Annotated in this window: 3 protein-coding genes; all 3 read left to right on the forward strand. The window is 41.4% G+C overall.

What is annotated here, in order from left to right; translation table 11 throughout:
* Positions 1–49 precede the first annotated feature (49 nt).
* Positions 50–14980: a retention module-containing protein gene (locus tag C9J42_RS05600; RefSeq protein ID WP_107301754.1), complete on the forward strand. Its 14931-nt coding sequence runs from the start codon at positions 50–52 to the stop codon at positions 14978–14980.
* Between the two features lie 242 nt (positions 14981–15222).
* Entirely contained in the window at positions 15223–16557 is a 1335-nt protein-coding gene (gene astB / locus C9J42_RS05605; RefSeq protein WP_107301755.1) for an N-succinylarginine dihydrolase, read from the forward strand.
* A gap of 376 nt (positions 16558–16933) precedes the next feature.
* Positions 16934–17455 carry a DUF2058 domain-containing protein gene (locus C9J42_RS05610; protein ID WP_107207525.1) on the forward strand — a complete coding sequence of 174 codons (522 nt, stop codon included), beginning with the start codon at positions 16934–16936 and terminating at the stop codon, positions 17453–17455.
* Positions 17456–17600 lie beyond the last annotated feature (145 nt).

A 17600-nucleotide genomic window follows, 5' to 3' on the forward strand; every position in this document is an offset into this window, starting at 1 on the left:
ACTGGGATCGTTACTATCAAATTGAATAAACAAAAAAGGTTAAGAGAGTATGACTACCATTGATAATAAGAATTTAGGCATGATCAAGCTTGTGAATGGAGACGGCTTTATTCTTAAGGCTGGTGATAAAGTTCAGCCAATTATTGATGAGCATACTCTTCAACCTGATGAAATCGTTGTTACTAATGGTAACGCTAAATTTATTATTAACAATAATGGCGTTGAGCAAGTCATTAATCAGACATGCCCAACTTGCGTAGTAACAACGCCTGTAGGTGTTAAAGCAACGGATCTTAATAACAAAATCGCGTTTAATCATGAGGGAGCGGAACATACAACTTTCGCTTCTGACGACATTGATGCAATTCAAGCTGCGATTTTAAACGGTCTGGATCCTACTCAACTTTTTGAAGCACCTGCGGCTGGTAATGAATCTGCAGGTAATGTAGGCCTTAATGGATCATCTTCTGCTGCAAGTTTTATAACGATTAATTACGATAACGATGCACTTTTAGCTGAAGCTGGCTTCGATACGGCTTATGATCCAAGTCGAAATATAGATAACCTAGATCCACGGGCTATTTTAGTTCCTGATGGTGGCGAACTAGGCTCATTACTTATTACTGAGGGTGATCTCAGTGATAATACCTATCCTGTTGTTTCTTCGACATCTATTTTTGTAGAAGCGGCAACGCTTCCTCTTGAGACTTCATCGTTTGTATTTGATCCTCTCACCATCAATAATGTTTTAAATGAATTAAACAGTGAGATCACATCAGGCGGTCAGGCTGTTACTTTTGTCTACGATAAAGTAACGAATATGATCATCGGTACTCTCGATGGTCAACCTGTTATGTCTATTGCATTAGAAGCAACGTCAGAAAATGGGCGTGATGTAACGGTGACAGTAACCACAACGATTAATCAGCCACTTGACCACTCTGGTGATAATGTTTCTGGCTTAGTCAATCGTGATGGCGATCAAATCAATATTGATGTTGCTATTCAAGCCACAGATAGCAGTGGTAATGCATTAGATAAGCCAATTAATGTTGAGATTGGTGTTATCGACGGTGCAAATCCCGAATTTGGTACTGATACCGGCGTGACAATTAATGAAGGTACTCAAGCTGATCAGGTTATTGACGGAAAGGTTCCACTTGATGTTGGTTCTGATGCAATCGCAACCATTCATTTTAATGCTGAACAAGCAGGCTTAACGGCAATTACAAGTAATGGTCGAGAAACAACGTTTACCGTTGATGGTAATGTTTTAACTGTTTTAGATTCATTTTCGCAACCTGTGATGGTGGTGACCATTGCGAATGATGGTACCTACACTGTAAAAGTGACTGGGCCTATTGACCAAAACAGTGACGATATCGCGAATATTAAATTAGATGTTACTGCGACAGATAAAGACGGTGATACCGCTCAAGGTGAGTTAAATATCACCATAAATGATGGCACTGATGCTGCGGGTGGGGAACGCGTTTCTATTACATTAACGGAAGGTGATATTGACGTTGATGGGAGCGGTACAAGCACGGGTGGCGCAGATACCACTTACCCAGTAGAAAAAACCGGTGAGCTTACGCTGGTTGCGGGGGAAGATCGCCTCGATCCAACCACCGTTGCCATTGATGCGACGCAGCAAGCGGATTTAATTAAAGAGCTAAACGCAGAGCTTACATCTGGTGGCAAACCATTAACCTTTACGATTGACGCTAATGGTAACTTAGTCGGTACCATTGCGGGTACTGATACAGTTGCCGTACGAGTTGAATTAATCCCAACGCAAGTGGGTCAAAACGTTAACGTCGAAATTCAAATCATTCAAGAATTACCACTTGATCATAATCCTTCTGGAAATTCACAAGGTTTTGTTACTGTGAATGACAGTAACATTTCAATCAATCTTCCTATTCAAGCAAAAGACACTGATGGTGATCTTCTTGAAAAACCTGCGCAAGTAGATATCACGATCAATGATGGTGACAATCCTGTTTTTGGTATTGATCTTGGAACAGAAAATCCAATTAATGAGACCGATGATCTAGGTAAAGTTGTCGATGGGAAAATCCCCCTTAATATTGGCTCAGACGAAATATCTCACATTCACTTTGATGCTGAACAACCAGGCTTAGCGAATATTACGAGTGATGGCAAACCTGTTACTTTTTCTGTTTCAGGTAATACCATTAACGTCGTTGATGCTGAAGGCAAGCCTGTAATGACTGTTACTATCGCTAATGATGGTAGCTACAAAGTTATTGTAGAAGGCGAGCTGGACCAAGATAGTCTTAATATTGCGAAAATAGAATTAAACGTCACAGCAACAGATAAAGACGGCGATACCGCACAAGGCCAATTAAATATTCAAGTAGAAGACGGTGCAATTGCCGGTGGCGGTGAGTCTGCAAGTATTACGATTACAGAAGGGGATTTAACCCCAGAAGGTAATGAAGTCGGGTATCCCGTTTCAGCAAGTACTTCTTTAACGATTACCGCTGGTGCTGACCGATTAGACCCAAGCTCGATTACGATTGATGAGAAACAACTCGAGGCTTTAAAAAATGAGCTTACAACAGAGCTTAGTTCTGACGGTAAGCCATTAACATTTACTTATGATGTAGCAACGGGCGTATTAACCGGAAGCGCAAATGGTGCAACTGTTGTTAGCGTAACATTGACAGCCCTTCAAGCAGCGAATGGTAAAGATGTTGATGTAAAAGTTACCATGACTCAGTACGGACCATTAGATCACAATGGTAATGAGATCGATGGTCTAGTCGCTAACCATAATGATCAAGTTGTTATCGATTTACCTATTCAGGTGAAAGATACCGATGGTGATTGGTTAAAAGATCCTGCAACCGTTGATATTACCGTTGTCGATGGCGAAATCCCTGCTTTTGGTGTGGATAGCAAAGCGACCTTAAATGAAGGTAAGGATGGCATTGCAACCGGTATGGGGAATATTGCGGTTGATAGCGGTAGTGATCAGGTCGTTAAGGTTACGTTTGAGGCGAACCAAGACTCCCTTAATGGTTTAACCAGTAATGGTCATGCTACAACTTATTCACTGAGTGCTGATGGCACTACGGTGACGGTGGTATTAGCGAGTGATCCATCGCAAGTGGTAATGGAAGTGACTATTGATATCAATGGTCATTACGTTGTAACGCAAAAACAACCTATCGATCAGGTCGATGATACTGCAGCTGATAATGAGAACATTGCTTTATCTGTTGTGGCAGAAGATAGAGATGGTGACGTAAGCAAGCCAGGTAATATTGAGATTACTATTCATGATGGTGCCAATGCATCAGGTAATGAGCAAGGAGCTATTACTATTACAGAAGGTGATTTAACACCTGAAGGTAATGAGCAAGGTTACCCAGTAAGTGGTAATACAACAATAGCTATTGCTGCGGGGGTTGATCGTCTTGATCCGACAACAGTGACCGTTGACCAGACACAAGTTAATGCGTTAATCCATGAGTTAACTACTGAACTTACAACAGCAAATGGTACGGCAATTAACTTTAGCTATGATGCTAAAACGGGATTAATTACAGGTACTGCGGGTGGTGAAACGGTATTAACGGTAACTGTGAGCGCGGTTCAAGCGGTAAATGGGCATGATGTTGATATTAACGTGTCTATTACGCAATTTAAGCCACTTGATCATAATGACAATGGCACCGATGGCTTAATTAAAAGCGTTGATGACAAAATTGTTATTGATGTTCCAGTCCAAGTTAAAGATACCGATGGTGATTGGTTAGACAAACCTGCCAATGTGGATATCACGATTGTTGATGGGGCGAACCCTGAATTTGGTACCGATAAAGGTATCATCATCAATGAAACCACCGACGCTGATAAAGTGATGCAGGGTCAGATCCCGTTAAATGTCGGCTCTGATGATATTCAGACCATCCACTTTAATGCGACCCAAGAGGGCCTAGCCAACATTACTAGCAACGGTCAGCAAACCACGTTTACTGTTAATGGCAATGTATTAACCGTGGTTGATGCAGACTCTAATCCTGTGATGGTAGTGACGATCGCTAATGACGGTACCTATACCGTTAAAGTAACCGGGCCTGTTGACCAAAACAGTGTCGATATTGCTGATATTAAGCTTGATGTTACCGCGACAGATAAAGATGGTGATACGGCTAGTGGTGAACTCAACATCACGATAAAAGATGGTACAGATGCGGCAGGTGGTGAAAACATTGATATCACAATCACCGAAGGTGACCGTGATGTGGATGGTAGCGGCACAAGCACAGGTGGCGCAGATACCACTTATCCGGTAGAGAAAACCGGTGAGTTAACGCTGGTTGCGGGTGAAGATCGCCTCGATCCAACCACCGTTGCCATTGATGCGACGCAGCAAGCGGATTTAATTAAAGAGCTCAACGCTGAGCTTACATCCGGCGGCAAACCATTAACCTTTACGATTGATGCCAATGGTAATTTGGTCGGTACCATCGCAGGTACTGATACGGTTGCCGTACGTGTTGAATTAACCCCAACGCAAGCGGGTCAAAACGTTAACGTCGAAGTTAAAATCATTCAAGAACAACCACTGGATCATCAGGCTTCAGGTAACAGTTCAGGTTTTGTGACTGTCGATGGTGATGACATCTCGATTAAAGTCCCTGTACAGGCGAAAGATACCGATGGTGATTGGTTAGACAAACCTGCCAATGTGGATATCACGATTGTTGATGGTGCGAACCCTGAATTTGGTACCGATAAAGGTATCATCATCAATGAAACCACCGACGCTGATAAAGTGATGCAGGGTCAGATCCCGTTAAATGTCGGCTCTGATGATATTCAGACCATCCACTTTAATGCGACCCAAGAGGGCCTAGCCAACATTACTAGCAACGGTCAGCAAACCACGTTTACTGTTAATGGCAATGTATTAACCGTGGTTGATGCAGATTCTAATCCTGTGATGGTAGTGACGATCGCTAATGACGGTACCTATACCGTTAAAGTAACTGGGCCAGTTGACCAAAACAGTGTCGATATTGCTGATATTAAGCTTGATGTTACCGCGACAGATAAAGACGGTGATACGGCTAGTGGTGAACTCAACATCACGATAAAAGATGGTACAGATGCGGCAGGTGGTGAAAACATTGATATCACTATCACCGAAGGTGACCGTGATGTGGATGGCAGCGGCACAAGCACAGGTGGCGCAGATACCACTTATCCGGTAGAGAAAACCGGTGAGCTTACGCTGGTTGCGGGTGAAGATCGCCTCGATCCAACCACCGTTGCCATTGATGCGACGCAGCAAGCGGATTTAATTAAAGAGCTCAACGCAGAGCTTACATCCGGCGGCAAACCATTAACCTTTACGATTGATGCCAATGGTAACTTGGTCGGTACCATCGCAGGTACTGATACGGTTGCTGTACGTGTTGAATTAACCCCAACGCAAGCGGGTCAAAACGTTAATGTCGAAGTCAAAATCATCCAAGAACAACCACTGGATCATCAGGCTTCAGGTAACAGTTCAGGTTTTGTCACTGTCGATGGTGATGACATCTCGATTAAAGTCCCTGTACAGGCGAAAGATACCGATGGTGATTGGTTAGACAAACCTGCCAATGTGGATATCACGATTGTTGATGGTGCGAACCCTGAATTTGGTATCGATAAAGGTACAACGATCACTGAAACAGAAAATGGTGCAACCGCAACAGGTAAAATCCCGCTAAATGTGGGCTCTGATGATATTGCACATATTGATTTTGCGCAGTCTCAGCCATCACTTGAAGGGATTGTATCTAATAACCAAGCAACCCGTTATGTGGTTGATGGTAATGAAATTAAAGTTGTGATTGACGGTGGCGCGAATGATGGCGCAGCGGTAATGACGATTGAAATCAATGTCGATGGTAGTTACACGGTTCATCAACATCTGCCAATTGAGCAAGACAACAGCAAAGGCGATACCGTTGATATTAATCTGGCTGTTACTGCAACAGATAAAGACGGTGATATCAGTAATACGGGTCAATTAGAGATCCATATTAAAGATGGTCTAAACCCTACCGGTGAGGGTGTTGTAGCAAACATCACGATTACAGAAGGTGATCTTGAAGATCCTAAAGCTGGTAAGGGTTACCCTGTTTCAGCAGATACGTATTTTACAGTTAATGCCACAGATGATGCATTAGTTGCTAATAGCTTGAAGATTGCTGATAGCGCACAAGTAGATTTAGTAAAAGAGCTCAATAGCTTAACGTCAAATGGTGAAGCACTGACTTTCACTGTTCACACTGATGCTAATGGTGTAATCACTATTACGGGTGTGACAACAAGTGGTCAAGAAGCGGTAAGTATTAGCATGACGCCGTCTTCATCAGCGAATGGTGATGTGACTGTTGATTTGGCCATTCATCAGGCTTTGCCTCTTGATCACATAAAATCAAACGGCACCTATGTTGATGTTACCGGCGGTAAGATCACTATTGATGTACCTGTTCAAATGCAAGATACCGATGGTGACGCGTTAGACAAACCCGTTGATGTGAACATTACGATTAAAGATGGTCAGAAGCCTTCGTTTGGTCATGATTCAACAGCAACCTTGGAAGAAGGGGTATCAGGCACAGCAACAGCATCTGGCACTATTGATATCGATACGGGCAGTGACCAAGTCGCGAAAGTGTACTTTAAAGGTAACCAATCATCGTTGGATGGTTTAACCAGTAATGGTCATGAAACGACGTATTCGTTAAGTGCTGACGGCTCTACAATCACCGTAGTATTAAAAGACAATCCATCTCAAATTGTGATGGAAATCAAGATTGATGTTAATGGTCATTACGTTGTTGAACAAAAACAACCGATTGATCAGGTCGATGACAAGAATGCTGATAATGAAATTATTAAGCTAGATGTCGTTGCTCAAGACTATGACGGTGATAACAGCAAGCCGGGTCAGATCACGATCAATATTCATGATGGTGAGGATGCAAAAGGTGGCGAAACTGGCTCTATCGTTATTACTGAAGGCGATTTACAACCGACAGCAGGTGAACAAGGTTACCCAGTTTCAGGTGCTGTTGACATTGCAGTGAAAGCTGGCGTTGACCGTTTAGATCCAACTAAGGTTTCAATCGATAGTACACATCTTTCGGCATTAATTGATGAGTTGCAGTCAGAGTTAACAGCATCTGGTTCAAAAATTAGCTTTAGCTATCACGATGGTCAGCTAATCGGTACTGCTAATGGTCAAGTCGTTCTAACGGTTGCGGTTTCAGCAGTACAGGCAGCTAATGGCCATGATGTAGACGTGAAAGTTTCCATTACTCAACATGCGCCTTTAGATCATCATGGTAGTGAAACCTCAGGTTTTGTAAGTGTTGATGGCGATAAGATTGTTATCGATGTGCCGGTCCAAGTCAAAGACACTGACGGTGATAACCTTGCCAATAATGTAAATGCGCAAATCACCATTAATGATGGTGCCGCACCTATCATTATTTCTGCTCCAGCTATCAGTGTTGATGAAGATGCATTAGCGGGTGGTTCACATACATCAAAAGATGGCGTAACAGCACTGGGTGATATTCAAGTCGATCAAGGCAGTGACTATGTGTCTAACTTTAAGGTCGATGTAGAAGCGTTTAATGCTCAAAATACCATTAAGTCAGAAGGCCACGACGTTGTTCTTGAGCAGACAGGTGTGGGTACTTATCAAGGGATAGCGAATGGACAAGTTGTCTTCACCTATGCCTTGTTACCTAATGGTCGTTATATATTTAAGCTGGAAGGGACAATAGATCATCCCACTCAAGGTGAAGATGAGTTTAAGATTGAATTTCCTGTTTATGCCGTTGATAAAGATGGTGATACCAGCGGTACAGTCAATATTGATGTATCAATTAAAGATGATATTCCATCTGTACATGATGTAACGCTAAATACGGTTGAGCACAGCACGACGACACTGGAAAATGTGATTGTGAGTACCGGTGCGGATGGTGCACAAGTCACAGCATTGATTGTTGATGGGCAGCATATTGATTTATCAACATTGCCAGAGTCTGGCGGTTATCGTATTTATGAAGTAACAGAGAATGGTCAAAAGTTAGGTGATCTTATGATCAAACCTAATGGTGATACTTACTTTGCTGCGAACGATAATTTGGATCATAACCAAGAAGAGATCCTTAAAAATATTGGCTTTGAAGTAACCGATGGCGACGGTGATAAGGCACAAGGTACGATCACGCTTGAAGTGTCGGATAAAGATGCAACCTTAAGCTTGCAAAACAGCATTGGTCAGGAAGAAGACGGTCGTCACTCAACCGATCCTAACGATAATGTTGATGTAAATCGTGATGGTATTGCGATCAATATGAGCATCAATGTTGGTGATAATGATCGTGGTGAGCACATTGGCACTGTGACTATTCACCCGCAAGGCGAAGCGCATGGCGTCTTTATGTTTAACGGTCAGCCTTTAGCTGTTAATAGCGATGGTTCAATCACTATTCCTGCAAGTGCATTTACAGCAGATGCTAGCGGTGAGAATTACACCCTACAAGGCGTGACTTTTGTTCCTGCAGAAGATTTCTCGACCTCTGCAAACGGTATTAAATTTGATGTTAGTGCACAAGTGAATACCACTGATGGTGGTAACCACCCAGTAATGAATGGTGAGTTCTCGATTGATGTTCAGGGTATTGCAGATACGCCAACATGGAGTGCAAGCTCTGTTGAACATTATGTTGTTGATGAAGATGGTTCTAATGTTCAGCTAAGTGTTGTTGCTGATCTGCAAGATACCGATGGCTCTGAAGCATTGTTCTACTACATTACGGTACCAAAAGAGTACCAAGATAAATGTACATTAGAAATTGATGGTCAAACATTAGTTGAAACATCACCAGGGTCAGGTATTTACAAAGTAGATGCTGAGCAAATGAAGTCTGTTGAGGTGAACCCTGCTGATAACTTTAGTGGTGATATTAAACTGTCTATCACAGCTGAAAGTAAAGAGCTTGATAACTTTGTTAATGGCCATCAGACAGCAGAATCGACTGCGAAAGAAATTGTTATCAATGTAAATCCTCAAGCTGATGATGGCACGTTAAAAGTAACGCGTGTTGAATCGAAAGAAGATGAGCGCATTGATCTATCAACGCACATTAACTTTGTGTCGTTAGATGATAATACCGATAACTCTGAGCATTTATTCCTACAAATCTCAGCACTTCCTGAAGGTGCGGTATTGTACTTAAATGATCAACTTCTGACGCCAAATGCTGATGGTGTGTATGAAATTAAATATGAAGACTTGAACGGTCTATCACTTCAGCCGCCATTAGATAGCAACGTTGACTTTAGTATCTCAGTCAACGGTGTGATCCGAGATGTTGCAACCATTACTGATGCTAATGGTAATGTGACAACGGAAACTAGCGAGAAAGTTGTTGGCCCACAATCGATTGATATTGCATTAACCGGTGTGGTTGATCAGGCGAGAATTGAATCAGAAAATTCTGATTGGACCCGTTTAGATAACGGTAAAATTGGCTTACAAACCACGATCAAAGAAGACGGTAGCGCGAAGTTTGATTTTAAAGTGGTATCAGGTGAGCACACGGTTGATGGTAAAACTGATGGTTCTGAAACCTTAAGTATTGTGGTTTCTGGTATTCCAGAAGGGGCAAAACTGTACGATCAGAACGGTAACCTTCAAACACTGGTTTATGCTGGTGAAGATAAAAACGGTCAGCCTATTTATCAGGTTAATCTGACAACGTTAAATGATGTAAAAATCGTACCACCTGAAAATAGCACAGAAGACATTACGCTTGATGTACGAGTCGTGGTGACTGAAAACGATGGTGCGAGTAAGGCGTTTAATGGCGAATTGGTTATTCATGTTACGCCTGAGATTGATGCGACAGATTACGGTACGGTTTCTAAGGGTTTTGAAGATCAACCGATTCAAATTGATTGGTTACCACCTGAGTTTACCGATCCGAAAGAACATATTACGGCTGTTGCATTAAACGGTTTACCACAAGGTTACCAGTTGTTCTTGGGTGATACGTTATTAGTTGCCGATGCATCAGGAAAAATCACCTTTACTGATAGCCAATTACAACAGTTATTGAATGGCACTAAGTTAACACTGCATGCGCCAGAAGATTCGGATAAAGATATCACGTTAACGTCTACAGTAACGGTATCAGAGACGGATGTTGATGGTGATAAAGAGACGGTAACGAAAGATATTACAGGTACTTTAACCGTTGATATTGAAGCTGTTGTGGAAAGCGATGGTCAGTTAGTTGTAAGTGATGACGGCAAAACTGTTACCAATATTAGCTGTGACAGTGATGGTGTAATTGATCTCTCTAATGGTGCTGACTCAGATGGCAAAATCACTTGGGTTAATGACGATAATTCCAGCTCTGAAGTTATTCAGCAAGTCGTACTAGAACCTATTCCTGAAGGTTTTGTGATTGTTGGTGGTATTAACAATGGTGATGGTAGTTGGACGATTCCTCAGTCGCAATTAGGCAACTTGCAGATCAAAGCACCAGAAGGCTTTAAAGAGACTCTAGTGCTACAAATTAGCGCTATGGTTCAAGATTTAAGTGACGATGGTGATCCAAGTGCATTAGTGGTTAAGAAAGACACTATTACGCTTGATTTTAGTAAGAATACTGAAAGTCATGATGAAAAAGCTGCAGACATCATCATTGAAGATCACGTTGTAACGGGTACAGAAGATCACACGGTAGATTTAGGTAAACAAATTACCGATCACATCCTAAAAGTGAGTACCGCTGACGGTCATCAATTGAATGATGAGTTAACCATTGTTATTGATGCTAAAAATCTACCAGATGGGGCTTCGATTTCTGGAGCTGATTATAATCACGTAACAGGTGAGTATGTACTGAAAGTACCGGTATCTGCGAATGGTGAAGTGGACTTATCTAGCATTCACATTAACTTGCCGAAAGATTTTGCCGGTGACTTTAAGCTAGATGTGAAGTTTGTGACTACCGATACCGAAAGTGGTGATTACAAAACACAAACTGACACGATTTCAGTGCAAATTGCACCTGAAGTGGATGGACCTAAATCGGTTGAAATCAACGTGGTTGAAACTGAAGGCTTAAACGGTGATAAGCAGCCGATCTCGTCTTCTGATGATAAAACAGAGCAAGTTTATAAAGATGTTGCTTATGAAGATGGAGATATCAAGCTCGATCTATCTGTAGCACTAAAAGATGTCAGCACAGAGCTAACTGACGGTAAAGAGAGCGTTGAGTCTGTGACATTAACGCTTAAAGACAGTGCCGATGGTGTGTTTATTGATGCAAATGGCAATGTACTAGGTTCATCTATCACCATTGATGCTAGCCAGATGGGGAATATTCATTTCCGTCCAGCGCCTGATTTTAGCGGCAAGGTTGATATTGATGTGAAAACCACGGTTGTTGATACCACTGTTTATGATGAAACGGCTGGTGGCAAAGAAGTATCAGCATCAAAGACATTTGATAACACAGTGAGTTTTGATGTCGTTGCTGTTAATGACGAAGTTAAATGGCATGGTACTGAGACACCGATTGTCGGTAATGAAGATACCGCTATTTCATTAAGTGGTGTTGGTGGAACACTACAAGACAGCGATGGCTCTGAGCATATTGTTTCTATTAAGTTAGAAAATGTACCGGATGGCTTTATTGTTCAAGGCGCAACCAATAATGGTAGTGGTGTTTGGACACTTAGCGGTTCGGGGGAATCATTTGATTTAAGTAGCGTGAAAATTGTGCCACCGAAAGATTTCAGCGGTACAGTTAATATCGATATTGTGGTGTATTCAAAAGAAGAAACCTTAGACAAGCCAGCTGAAAACCGTAAAACCATCACTATTGATGTTCAGCCAGTTGCTGATAAAGTCGATACAGATGTAAACCCAAATGCATCTGGTGATGAAAATGGTTCAATCACGTTGGATTTAGGCATTAAAGCTTATGATGACGAAAACACCGTTAAGAACCCAAATTCAAATGTGCATGAAAATGGGGCGGAATCACTACAAATCACCATTACTAATGTGCCTGGTTCAAGTTCATTTACATTACCGGATGGTGTAAAAGGCAGCTGTGAAAAACAAGCAGATGGTTCATGGGTCATTAAAGTTGATGGCTCTGAGCTTGATACATTGACCTTCCACCCAGGTGATGCGAACAACCAAACTGTGATTGACGGTAAGGTTTGGACGGGTGATCTAGATTTCGATATTCGTGCGGTGGATAACGGTGTTGTTGGTACAGATAGCGTTGCGGTGGATAAAACAATCCACGTTGATGTGACGCCTGATAACGATGCACCTGTAAACCATATGCCAACGGATCCGCTAACAGTTGAAGAAGATGCAATACTCGTGATCAAGAACCTGCAAGTGACTGATGTAGATAGTCATGATCATGATGCAGTAATGAACATGACGGTGACGTTAAGTGTACAGCATGGTCAATTAAGTATTGCTGATGGTGTCGATACAACAGGTCTGGTGATCAAAGGTAATGGTGATGGCACATTAACCATTGAAGGTGATATTACTAAGATCAATCAGCTATTGGATAAAGGCATCAATTACGTTGGTGATAAAGACTTTAACGGTACTGATAGCTTAACCATGACAACCAACGATAACGGCAATTCTGGTGCAGGTGGTGCTCTAACCGATACTGATAGCGTGGATATCACGGTGACGCCTGTTAACGATGCGCCAGTGAACACGGTACCTGATGCATTTACTGTTGATGAAGACAGCAGCCATGTGATCAGTGGTCTTAAGATCAGTGATGTAGATGCGAAGGAAAATGGCGCATCAGGTGACATGACGGTGACGTTAGCAGTAGGTCATGGCCAGTTAGCGATTATTGCAACTGATACGCAAGGTTTGAATATTGTTGATAATGGTGACGGTAAGTTAGTTATCAGTGGTGATATCAATAAGATCAACACATTACTTGCTGACGGTATTAAATATACCGGTGATGAGAATTATGCAGGTAAAGATCAGTTAACCATGACTACCAGCGATAACGGTAACGCTGGTGCAGGTGGCGTATTAACGGATATCGATACGGTTGATATCACGGTGACACCGGTTAACGATGCGCCTGTTAACCATGTACCAACCAGTATTGCGGCAGATGAAGACGTTGCTACTGTTATCACTGGATTACAAGTATCAGACGTCGACTTTAATGAACTAGCCAATAATACTGGTATGTCGGTACAGCTAAGTGTGGCTCATGGTTCATTAACGATTACATTGCCAGATAACAGCCCAGTGAAAGTGGTTCAAAATGGAGTCGGTAATGTCACGCTTGAAGGTTCAATGGATGATATTAATGCCGTACTTAATAGTGGGGTAAGTTATACCGGTGATGAAAATTACAGTGGTAAAGATGAGTTAACCATTACGACTAACGATGGCGGCAATACAGGCTCTGGCGGTAACCAAGCTGCAACTAATAAAGTTGAAATTAATGTAGCTCCTAAAGCAGATGCGCCATCATTAAGTATCAGTCCGGAACATTTACAAACAGCAGCGATAAGAAGCTCTGTTGGTACCATGTTGCCACTGATTGGCTTAATTGCTGCGGCATCCGCAGATGCATCTGAAACCTTAACCGTTAAGTTAACGAATTTAGGTTCAGGTCAGGTTGTTGATAAAGACGGTAATGTTATTGGTAAAGATCTTGGTAATGGTCATTGGGAAGTGCCAGCTGACAAGGTTGATGGCTTGTATATCAAAGATCTTGACCAAGGTACGCACTCAATTAATGTTGTCGCGGTTTCGACTGAATCTGATGGCTCTTATGCAGAATCTGCACCTGTAAATATCAATATCGTTGTAGATGATTTATCGCAAACAAATAACGTTATTGGTCACAATTCAAATGTGAGTGGCGATAATCTGATCATCGACAGTACTGCAGCAGCAACGCTTTACGGTGGTGATGGTGATGATGTACTGGTTGGTGGTTTAGGCTCTGATATCCTTGTTGGTGGTGCTGGTGATGACATTCTATGGGGTGGGGAGCTAGGCGGTCATGGTGATGGGGTGAAAGATACCTTCCTATGGTCAGAAAGTGATTTCGGTACGGCAAATGCCCCCGCGACAGATAAGATCATGGACTTTGAAGTTGGTATCGATACTATCAGCCTAGGTGATGCATTAGACACGAAAGATATTCACTCATTAGCGGATTTGAATAATCGTCTGAATCTCACTGAGCAAGATGGGAGTACCTTAATTCAGATCTCTAACGATCAAGATAAGGTAGTGCAGAATATCATTCTAGATGGTGTGTCTAACCATGACTTATTTGGTAGTACATCTAGTGAGATGACTGCAACGGATAAAGTGACAACGTTATTGAATAACGGCAGCCTTGAGCTTAGTAAGAACTTTGGTAATGAAGAGAGCAATGACTTAATCGCAGATAGCCAAGGTGAGTCTTTATTTGGTTTCGATGGTGACGACAATTTACTCGCGGGTACTGGAAATGACATCTTATCTGGCGGTGCTGGTGATGATCTCTTTACTTGGCATGAAACATCGCTATCTAATAGCAATAATACCGATACTATTGCTGATTTTGAGCTTGGTAAAGATAAGATTGATATCCGAGAATTGCTTGGCAATGATGATAGTGGTAAGTCAGATATGGATAACTTATTGGATCATGTAAGTGCAGGTGTTGATGATAAAGGTAATGTTAATCTTGATATCACAACAGATGACGGTAAGACGCAAAATATTGTCTTAGATAATATTCATCCGGCCCATGATCTTGGGTTAGTGGATGGGGCTTCTTCTGTTGATATTATGAATTCACTGTTTGATCACAATGCATTTAAGATAGATAGCGGTCACTAAATAGAAAAATAGAATATAAAAGCAGCCCTTAGTGGCTGCTTTTTTTTACCTAAAACTGCGTAGTTATTCATTTAATTTACAATAAGTGCAGAAAACAAGCCTATATAAAGGAAACTTACGAACGATATAAAATAATAATCTATAAATAATGACTAATTAGACATAAACGTGTTTTGTTGCGGTAAATGTAAAAATTTTGTTATGTTAATTGCTATGTATTTAGCGGATGACATGGATGGAAAATGAAAGCATTTGAAGCGAATTTTGATGGTTTAGTGGGCCCGACGCATAATTATAGCGGTTTAGCTTACGGTAATCTTGCGTCAGCTAAGAACAGCGCCAAAGCGTCTAATCCTAAGCAAGCAGCGAAACAAGGGCTGGCAAAAATGAAAACCCTTGCTGATTTAGGCTTAGTACAAGGGATCATTGCACCACAAGAAAGACCAGATATTGCTACGCTCCGTAGTTTGGGCTTTTCTGGCTCAGATAAAAATATTATCCAGCAGGTAGCAAAACATAATCCCAAGTTACTAGCATCTTGCTATTCAGCTTCCAGTATGTGGACAGCCAATGCAGCCACAGTATCACCATCTGCTGATACTGTTGATAAGCGGGTACATTTCACCCCAGCTAATTTAGTTAATCAGTTTCACCGTTCAATCGAGCATGTGACAACAGGGAAGATTTTAAAAGCGATGTTTTCGAGTGAACAACATTTCCATCACCATAGCGCTTTACCTTCAGTGAATCATTTTGGTGATGAAGGGGCGGCCAATCACACCCGCTTTTGTCGTGAATATGGTGAAGCTGGCGTTGAGTTTTTTGTTCACGGTCGTCATGCTTTTGATAGTCGTTTTATTCAACCAAAGAAATATCCAGCAAGGCAAACCTTTGAGGCTTGTCAAGCTATAGCACGGTTACACCAATTAGATGAGCAGCAAGTTGTGATTGCTCAGCAAAATCCTGCTGTGATTGACCAAGGTGTATTCCATAATGATGTGATTGCTGTTGGTAATAGAGATTTATTGTTTTGTCACGAGCAAGCGTATGTTGATCAAACGAAAGTGTATGCAGAGTTAAAACAAAAAATGGGTGAGGACTTTAAGATCATTGAAGTGCCTACTTCGAGTGTGTCGATTGACAGTACAATCTCCAGCTATTTATTTAATTCGCAATTATTGTCATTACCCAATGGGGAGACTGTGCTGGTTTTACCGCAAGAGTGTGAAGAAAATAGCCAAGTTAAACGCTATGTAGAGCAATTAGTAACGAGTCAGCAAGGCATTGATAAAGTGATGATCTTTGATTTGAAGCAGAGTATGGCAAATGGTGGAGGACCAGCATGCTTACGACTACGTGTCGTGCTTAATGAACAAGAACTGCAAGCTGTAAATCCTGAGGTGTTAATGTCAGATGATAAATTTTCTGTTTTAAACCAGTGGGTTGATAAGCATTATCGTGATCGTTTAGTTGAAGCTGATTTAGCTGATCCCAATTTACTGGTAGAATCTCGCACCGCATTAGATGAACTGACTCAGATACTTAATTTAGGCTCGGTGTATAACTTTCAACAGTGATCTTTACATAAACAAAAGGCGATAAGTTGAGTGTAAGTATTTTTTATGATGAATGAAAAAATTGTAAGGCATCTTTAAACGACGCGAGACGAAATTTTGAGAATAACTCAATTAATTAGATGATGGTGAGGTATCGCGAGTTTAATGACTAAGGAAGAGACAAAGCGGGAAATAATGCTGAACTCTACTTTTTTATTAAATTGTTAACTGTGATTTGTTAGATGAATAATCGATTCTTTAGCCATTAAGAATGGATTTAAAGTCTGCAAGTAATTTTATTGTTTAAGCTTGACCTGTTTTAGCGCTAAACGTGATAATACGGCTATAAATTAGTGTGTCTACACTGATAAATAATAATGAATGTTACGGAGTTTCAATGGCAAAGCTAAGTCTACAAGAGCAGATGCTAAAAGCAGGGCTTATAGATAAGAAGAAGCTTAAAAAGGCGGGTAAAACCACTAAAAAATCTCGTACTCAAGCGAAAGAAGCAAAAGCTGCTGTTGAAGCAAATCGCATAGCACAGCTAGAAAAAGATAAAGAGCTTAATCGCGTTCGTGATGAAGAGATCAAAGCGAAAGAGCTGGCTGCTCAAATTAAACAGCTTATTGAAATGAATCGCTTGGATCGTCAGAGTGGTGATATCGGTTACAATTTTACTGATGGTTCAACGGTTAAAAAGATCTATGTTGATAAAGTAATGCAAAATCAGCTAGTAAATGGTCGTTTAGCGATTGCACGTTACCTTGATGGCTATGAAGTAATCCCCGCTTCTGTCGCAGATAAGATTGCACAACGTGATGAAGAATCTATTGTATTAAATAATACAGTGGCTGACAGTATTGCAGATGAAGATGATCCGTACGCAGACTTCGTTATTCCAGATGATTTGATGTGGTAAGAATATCTTACTGATTAAATAGGTTCAGAGATTAAAAACCGATATAGCTAAAGCAAGTAGGCTCTTAGCGTTATCGGTTTTTTTATACGCGTTTTTTAACCTTCGTAATTGCAGCGCATCAGCATATTATTTTTATCGCTAAATC

It is taken from the genome of Photobacterium sp. GB-56, assembly GCF_003026105.1.
Lineage (GTDB): Bacteria > Pseudomonadota > Gammaproteobacteria > Enterobacterales > Vibrionaceae > Photobacterium.

What these genes read in the sequence shown, in the direction of transcription:
- C9J42_RS05600 (WP_107301754.1), top strand. Translation starts at nt 50, where the DNA reads ATGACTACCATTGATAATAAGAATTTAGGCATGATCAAGCTTGTGAAT.
- astB (WP_107301755.1), top strand. Translation starts at nt 15,223, where the DNA reads ATGAAAGCATTTGAAGCGAATTTTGATGGTTTAGTGGGCCCGACGCAT.
- C9J42_RS05610 (WP_107207525.1), top strand. Translation starts at nt 16,934, where the DNA reads ATGGCAAAGCTAAGTCTACAAGAGCAGATGCTAAAAGCAGGGCTTATA.